The sequence below is a fragment of the Oleiagrimonas sp. genome, assembly GCF_027858935.1.
GTDB lineage: Bacteria > Pseudomonadota > Gammaproteobacteria > Xanthomonadales > Rhodanobacteraceae > Oleiagrimonas.
In genome coordinates this window covers 1-7,948 of the sequence record NZ_JAQIBU010000310.1, presented here as the reverse complement: position 1 = coordinate 7,948, position 7,948 = coordinate 1, and the positions used below count along the sequence as shown (strand labels likewise).

The window sequence follows — 7,948 nt, the reverse complement described above, 5'->3', positions numbered from 1 at the left end:
CCTCGTTGTAGCGCTGGCGCAGGATCAGCATGGAGCGGTCGACGCCGACCGTGCCGTCCTCGGTTTCCCAGTAGGAGCCTTCGTTGTCGCTGTCGCGATGGACCTGCGCGCCGGCGCTGTCACTGACGTCGGACGCCGAATACAGGTCCAGCGCCTTGGGCAGCTTCGCGTCGTCCAGTTCGGCCAGCACCTGGTGCACGTGCTGGGCCTTGCTGGCGGCCTCGGCCTGTTTCTCGATGTCGGTGTTGATGCCGCGGCCCTGCTCGGCGATCTCGGCCAGGTAGCGCACGCGCTGGCCGGGGATCAGCACCGTGGCGCGCGGCTCCTTGATCGTGGTGTCCAGGTCGGGGGCAAAGTCGCAGTGTGCCGAGCCCAGGACCGGGGCGTCGCTGCCCTCGCCCAGCTTCTCGCGCAGCAGCCGGCACAGGTTGGCGAACATCCAGGTCACGCCCGGGTCGTTGAACTGGCTGGCGATGGTCGGGTACACCGGCACCTGGTCGTCGGCCAGGTCAAAGGCGGTGCGGTTGCGCTTCCACTGCTTGCGCACGTCGCGCAGCGCGTCCTCGGCACCGCGGCGGTCGTACTTGTTGAGCACGATCAGCTCGGCGAAGTCGATCATGTCGATCTTCTCCAGCTGGCTGGCCGCGCCGTAGTCCGAGGTCATCACGTACATGGGGAAGTCGACCAGGTCGACGATTTCCGAGTCGGACTGGCCGATGCCGGCAGTCTCGACGATGACCAGGTCGTAGTCCCGGCTCTTGAGGAAGGCGATGGAGTCGGTCAGCACCTCGCTGGTGGCCGCGTGCGCGCGGCGCGTGGCCATGGAGCGCATGTACACGCGCGGGCTGCGCAGGCTGTTCATGCGGATGCGGTCGCCCAGCAGCGCGCCGCCGGAGCGCCGGCGCGTGGGGTCCACCGCCAGCACGGCGATGTGCATCTCCGGGAAGGCGTGCAGGAAGCGCAGCAGCAGCTCGTCCACCACCGAGGACTTGCCCGCGCCGCCGGTGCCGGTCAGGCCCAGCACCGGGGTGTGCTGGCCGGCCATCTGCCATTCCTTGCGCAGGCGCGACAGCTCACTGTCGGCGTAGCTGCGGTTTTCCAGCGCCGACATCACGGCGCCGATGCTGATCTCGTCGCCGACCTCGGCCTGGGCCGGCTTGACCGGGGCGCTGGCCTCGCGCGCCTCGCGCCCGGCGCGGGTGCGGCGCATGACGTCCTCGATCATGGCCGTCAGGCCCAGGTGCATGCCGTCGTTGGGGTGGTAGATGCGCTCGACGCCGTAGTCCTGCAGCTCGGCGATCTCCTCCGGCGTGATGGTGCCGCCGCCACCGCCGAACACGCGGATGTGGCCGGCGCCGCGCTCTTTGAGCATGTCCACCATGTACTTGAAGTACTCCACGTGGCCGCCCTGGTAGGACGACAGCGCGATGGCGTCGGCGTCCTCCTGCAGGGCCGCGCGGACCACGTCCTCGACCGAGCGGTTGTGGCCGAGGTGGATCACTTCGGCGCCCTGCGCCTGGATGATGCGACGCATGATGTTGATCGCCGCATCATGGCCGTCGAACAGGCTGGCGGCGGTGACGAAACGCAGCGGCGTGGCGTCGGCAGCGGCGTCGCTCGCGGGGAGATGCTGGGCGGGCGTGCTCATGGGGACTCCAATGTCGTGGGAAAGCAGATGCCCATTGTATCGCGGCGGCGCCATGCGGCCTTTTGTGCGTTGCAGCACGTTGGGGTGGGTTACGGTGGGGCCGCGTTGCATAACCACGTAGCCCGGATAAGGCCGAAGGCCGCATCCGGGATGGGCGGCCAAGCCGCTCGTGGAACGTGCCGAGTACGTGCAAGATCCCCGGATGCGCTGCGCTTATCCGGGCTACGGGGGCTACGGGACTACCTTGCGGGGTGGGTTTGATGCGCTTGTCTCAAGGGCGGCTGCGCCGCCCGCCCCGGATGCGCTGCGCTTATCCGGGCTACGGGGCTACGTCGTGATGTGGGTGTGGCTGGGGTAAGGTGGCGGCTCTGGACTTGCAGGGAACACGCGCCATGCTTCGATCGACTCCGAAGCACCTAGCCTGGATGGCCCTGGTCGCCGCGCTGCTGACGCTGGTCGGCTGCGCCACCTCGCCCACCGGACGCAAACAGCTGATGCTGGTCTCGAACCAGAAAATGAGCCAGCTGGGCGTGGAGGCCTTCAGCGCCATGGGCAAGAAGGGCAAGTTTGCCCAGGCGCCGCGCGAGCAGGCCTATGCGACCTGCGTAGCGCAGTCGCTGATCGCGGTGCTGCCGCCGCGCTGGCGCAACCAGAACTGGGAAGTGCGCATCATCGACGATGACAGCGCCAACGCCTTTGCCCTGCCCGGCGGACGCATCGGCGTGAACAGGGGCATGTTCAAGATCGCCACCAGCCAGGACCAGCTGGCCACCGTGCTCGGTCACGAACTGTCGCACGTGGTCGCGCGCCATGGCGCCGAGCGCATGTCCGACAACATGGCCGTGCAGGGCGCGGTGCTGGCGGGCACGCTGTACGGCGCCTCGCGCGGAAACGATGCCGGTCGCACCATGGCCGCGCTGGGTCTGGGCGCGGAGGTCGGCATCCTGCTGCCGTTTTCGCGCACCCAGGAGGCCGAGGCCGACACGCTGGGCCAGCGCTACATGGCCGAGGCCGGTTTCGACCCGCGTGCGGCGGTCGCGCTGTGGCAGAAAATGGAGAACAAAAGCGGCGGCAAGATGCCCGCGTTCCTGTCCACCCATCCGGCTCCGGACAACCGCGCCCGAACCCTGGCGCGCAAGGCGCAGCAGCTGCTGCCGGTATATCGCAAAGCCCGCGCCAACGGACATCAACCGCACTGCAGCTTGCAGCCGCAGTCCGCAAGTCGCGACACATAAGGTGTCCGCAGTCCGGGGCCACAAGGACACGCACCATGGTCTTGCGGCCCGCTTCGCACCCGCCGGGCGTGCGCCTTGTTGCAGCGATCGCGTGCATCGCAACGGCAGGCCTGGACATGTCCGAAACCTGAACGCGCCCGGCCACCCGGGTCAACCCGATCGGGTATCGATTCGTTCTTTGTACTGCGGTTACCCGCCGCGTCCAACGACGGATCCTGACATGAACACTTTTGGAAAACTCGCACTGCTCGGCACTCTGACCCTGGGTCTGGCCACCGTGGCCTCGATCCCACAGGCGAAGGCCTCCACGCGCGTGTCGATTGAACTCGGCGGCGTACCGGGCCTGCGTGCTGGTTTCGTCTGGGCTCCCGGCTACTGGCGCTGGAACCGCGTGCGCTACGCCTGGGTTCCGGGAGGCTGGGTGCGCCATTATGCCGGCGATCGCGATGACTACCGCTATGCCCGCATGGATCGCCGCGACGACTGGCACGATTATCGCTATGAAGGTCGCCGCGATGACCGTCGTGAGTATCGCCATGAGGATCACCGCCAGGACTGGCGTCGGCCTGAGCGTGGCGACTTCAACCGGGGCGGTTACGATCAGCATCGCCGCGACACGCGCCGCGACGGACATGCCGATCGCTGGCACGATCGCCGGCAACAGCATCGCGAAGACTGATCCGCGCTGACTGGCGCACGGATGCGCCGTAGTGGAACGCCCGCGCCTGCCGCGGGCGTTCTTTTGCCCAGATCAGCGCTCACGGCGCACGGCAAAGGACCCAAGTCGACGCATTTGACCATGCGGTGGCGTATGGTCGCTCGACTGTCGTTCGAACCTCCGAGGTACTAAACTACGCGCCGCCAAGGCGTCCCCTTTTCCCGGGGTCACGACAGCAAGTCCTCGCCGCACCACCATCCTGGCACTTGGCGTTTGCATAAATCTGTGCGTCAGCCACACGCGGGCCGGATCGCCCGCACCTCTAATTTACGGAGTGATGTAGTCCGATGATCTTTGAAACCCTAGCCAAGACCGGTCACGAAGAAGTCGTTTTCTGCCACAACCCGGATGTCGGCCTCAAGGCCATCATCGCCATCCACAACACCGTGCTCGGGCCCGCACTGGGCGGCCTGCGCATGTGGCCGTACAAGAGCGAGGACGAGGCCGTCAACGACGTGCTGCGCCTTTCGCGCGGCATGACGTTCAAGAACGCCGTGGCCGGCCTCAACTTGGGCGGCGGCAAGGCGGTGATCATCGGCGACCCGGCCACGGACAAGTCCGAAGGCCTGTTCCGCGCCTTCGGCCGTTTCGTCAACTCGCTCAACGGCCGCTACATCACCGCCGAGGACGTGGGCATCGACGTCAACGACATGGAGTGGGTGTATCGCGAGACCGAATACGTGACCGGCGTGCACCAGGTGCACGGCGGCTCGGGCGACCCGTCGCCGTTCACCGCATACGGCACCCTGCAGGGCGTGATGGCGTCGCTGAACCACAAGCACGGCAACGAGGATGTGGGCAAGTATTCGTTTGCGGTGCAGGGCTGTGGCCACGTCGGCAGCGAGTTCATCAAGCTGCTGCGCGAACAGGGCGCCAAGGTGTTCGTGACCGATATCAACAAGGATGCGGTGCAGCGCTGCGTCGACGAGCTGGGCTGCGAGGCCGTGGCCCTGGACGACATCTACGATGTCGATTGCGATGTGTACAGCCCGTGCGCACTGGGCGGCACTCTCAACGAGGACACCATCGACCGGATCAAGGCACCGATCATCTGCGGCGCGGCCAACAACCAGCTGGCCACCGATGACATCGGTGACCAGCTGATGAAGCGCGGCGTGCTGTACGCGCCGGACTACGCGGTCAACGCCGGCGGTGTGATGAACGTGTCGCTGGAGATCGACGGCTACAACCGCGAACGCGCGATGCGCATGATGCGCACGATCTACCACAACGTCGGACGCATCTTCGAGATCGCCGATCGCGACTCGATCCCGACCTACAAGGCGGCCGACCGCATGGCCGAGGAGCGCATCGCCACCATCGGCAGGATCAAGCTGCCACTGATGGGCAATGGCGGCCCGCGTTTCCAGGGACGCATGCGCGGGCAGTAAGCCGCACCTGCATCGCACCCGGAAAAACCGCCGGCCCACCGGCGGTTTTTTCATGCCCGAAAACCGTAGCCCTGATAAGGCCACCGGCCGCACCACAGGCACTCCCTCCGGTCGCATCCGGGAAGGGGCGCGGTGCGGGCCGTTGGAGTACGTGGTTTGTGCGGTGCGAGTTCCCCGGATGCGCTGTGCTTATCCGGGCTACGGGGTGGGGGTGTAGCCCGGATAAGGCCACCGGCCGCATCCGGGATGCCGCACCGCAGGTCGGCTGTGTCGGTTGCACCCGGGAGGTTGCATCGCAGGTCGACTTTTTCTGTTGCATCCGTGATGTCGCAGCACTACAAGTCGGCTTTGTGGGTTGTCTATGGAATGACGTTACACAGGTCGGCGTTGCCGACCATCCCGGATGCGACCGAAGGGAGTGCCTGTGGTGCGGCCTGGGGCCTTATCCGGGCTACGTGCTGCGAAATTGGATAGTCTGGGTGGGTCGTACCCTGGAGCTTGATCTTGACCTCGCCAATCCTCATTGCCCTGCGCCGCCTGAGCGCGCCGGACCGCTTTGCCGACAGCCTGCGGGTGTTGCTGGCGCTGGGTGGGGTGATGCTGTTTTGCGGCCTGGCCGGGCGCATGGACATGATGATCCCGCTGCTGCTGGGCGTGATCGCGGCGGCGCTGGCCGAAACCGACGATGGCTGGCGCAAGCGCGTGCATGCGCTGGTGGGCACGCTGGTGTGCTTCAGCATCGGCGCGTTCACGGTGCAACTGCTGTTTGCGTGGCCCTGGCCGTTCGCACTGACGCTGGCCGCGGGCAGCTTCGTGCTGGTGATGCTGGGCGCGGCCAGCCCGCGCTACGCCACCATCACCAACGCCACGCTGCTGCTGTCGGTCTACACCATGATCGGCATGGACCAGCACAGCGCGTCGGCGCATGCGTTTTGGCGCGAGCCGGCGCTGCTGGTGGCAGGCGCGGCGTGGTATGGCCTGCTGGCCATTGTCTGGAGCGCGGTATTCCTGCAGCAACCGGTGCGCCTGGCGCTGGCCCGGCTGTATGCCAGTCTGGGCGAGTATCTGGCGGTGAAAGCGCGACTGTTCGAGCCGGTGCAGGACCTGCCGGTGGCCGAGCGCCGCGCGGAGCTGGCGCAGTGCAACCAGCATGTGGTGGCGGCGCTCAACGCATGCCGCCTGACCCTGATCGACCGCCTCGACCGGCGCCACCCGCACCCGGCGCTGAATCGCGCGCTGACGCTGTACCTGGCCGCACAGGACATCCACGAACGCGCCAGCTCCTCGCACTATCCCTACGCGCAGCTGGCGCGGTCCTTTTTCCACAGCGACGTGCTGTTCCGCTGCCAGCGCGTGATGCAGAGTCTGGCGGGTGACTGCCGCGCACGTGCCGCGGCTGCCCGGCTGGGCGAACCGTATCGCGATGCCGGACGCTCCGGCATCGCGCTGGCTGAACTGCGCGCGGCGCTGGAACACCGCCGGCACCTGCAGGACCCGCCCCCGGCCGAGTTGATGCAGGCGCTGGACCGGCTGCTGTTGAACGTGACGCGTCTGCACGCGCGCATCCGCTGCGCCGAGGCCGATCCGCCGCAAGGCGAGGACAACGCGCTGCAGAACCCCTCGCCGGACAGCCTGCGGGAGGCCTGGGGGCGCGTGCGCCTGCAGCTGACACCGACCTCGGCCCGCTTCCGTCATGCCTTGCGCCTGGGCCTGGCCATGCTGGCCGGATACGGCGTGCTGCGGTGGGTGCACCCCGAACAGGGCTACTGGATCCTGCTGACGGTGATGCTGGTGTGTCAGCCCGATTTTGGCGCAACCCGCACGCGGGTGCTGCAACGCGTGGTCGGCACGGTGCTGGGCCTGGTCACTGGCTGGGCGCTGCTGAAACTGTTCCCGGCCACGCCCGCGCAGCTGGCGCTGACCGTGGTGGCCGGGGTGCTGTTCTTCGTGGCTCGCTACCGCAAATACCTGGCCGCCTCGGCCGCGGTCACGGTGCTGGTGCTGCTGGCCTTCAACCAGGTCGGCAACGGTTTCGAACTGATCTGGCCGCGACTGCTGGACACCCTGATCGGCGGCGCGTTGGCGGTTGCCGCGACGTTCCTGGTACTGCCGGACTGGCGCGAGCGCGAGCTGCGTCTGCTGTTCGCGCGGACCCTGGAGGCCGACGCCGCCTATCTGCAACAGATTCTGGCCCAGTATGGCAGCGGCAAGCGCGACGACCTGCCCTACCGCATCGCCCGACGCGACGCGCAGGACGCCGACGCCACGCTGAGCGCGCACCTGTCCAGCGCGCTGTCGGACGCGGCCGGCCAACGCCTCGATGACGAGCATGCGCTGCGCCTGCTGGCCGCCAGCCAGGAGCTGATTGGTCACCTGTCCGCGCTGGGCGCGCACCGCCAGGTGTTGCCGGCCGAACCCGGAAACCTGCGCCTGGTCGACACCGGTATGGCCCTGGCCGATCACCTGCACGCCATGGCCGCGTCGCTGCGCGCGCAGTCCGGCGTGCCGCAGGACCCGCCGGCGCAGATCGACGTGCCACACGGCAACGAAGTCCAGGACCTGATGGCCGCCCAGCTGGGGCTGGTCCATGCCCAGCTGCCGGCGCTGGGCGAGCGCGCCAGGCACCTGCTGCAAGCCCGCGCCTGAACGGTCAGGATGCCGAGCCGCAGGGCCCTGCGGTACCATGTGCGTTCTGTTTCGCACGAACACGGATTGCCATGCGCCCTTTCTCACTTGGTGACGACCTCGACATGCTGCGCGAGAGCGTGGCCGCCTTCGCGGAAAAGGAAATCGCGCCACGCGCCGACCGCATCGACCGCGAGAACGCCTTCCCCGAAGACCTGTGGAAGAAGCTCGGCGATATGGGCCTGCTCGGCGTGACCGTGGGCAGCGAATACGGCGGCTCGGACCTGGGCTACCTGGCGCACCTGGTGGCGATGGAGGAGATCTCGCGCGC

6 protein-coding genes are annotated in these 7,948 nt (G+C 67.5%); 5 read left to right on the top strand and 1 reads right to left on the bottom strand.

Annotation, left to right across the window (positions count from 1 at the left end; genetic code table 11):
- The coding region (locus tag PF446_RS11475; RefSeq protein ID WP_298071693.1) for a cobalamin-dependent protein at window positions 1-1,648 on the bottom strand (1,648 nt) is incomplete at its 3' end.
- A 425-nt stretch (window positions 1,649-2,073) separates the two neighbouring features.
- Here PF446_RS11475 and PF446_RS11470 point away from each other — a divergent pair.
- From PF446_RS11470 to PF446_RS11450, 5 genes are all read left to right on the top strand, one after another.
- Window positions 2,074-2,883: a M48 family metallopeptidase gene (locus tag PF446_RS11470; RefSeq protein ID WP_298071695.1), complete on the top strand. Its 810-nt coding sequence runs from the start codon at window positions 2,074-2,076 to the stop codon at window positions 2,881-2,883.
- A gap of 220 nt (window positions 2,884-3,103) precedes the next feature.
- Window positions 3,104-3,562: a hypothetical protein gene (locus PF446_RS11465; RefSeq protein ID WP_298071692.1), complete on the top strand. Its 459-nt coding sequence runs from the start codon at window positions 3,104-3,106 to the stop codon at window positions 3,560-3,562.
- Between the two features lie 326 nt (window positions 3,563-3,888).
- Complete coding sequence (locus PF446_RS11460; protein WP_298071690.1) at window positions 3,889-4,992, top strand: Glu/Leu/Phe/Val dehydrogenase dimerization domain-containing protein; 1,104 nt, start codon at window positions 3,889-3,891, stop codon at window positions 4,990-4,992.
- A 504-nt stretch (window positions 4,993-5,496) separates the two neighbouring features.
- On the top strand, window positions 5,497-7,638 hold the full coding sequence (gene yccS, locus PF446_RS11455; protein WP_298071688.1) for a YccS family putative transporter: 2,142 nt from the start codon (window positions 5,497-5,499) through the stop codon (window positions 7,636-7,638).
- A gap of 71 nt (window positions 7,639-7,709) precedes the next feature.
- Window positions 7,710-7,948, top strand: a 239-nt coding sequence (locus tag PF446_RS11450; RefSeq protein WP_298071686.1) for an acyl-CoA dehydrogenase family protein, incomplete at its 3' end; no start/stop codon positions are given.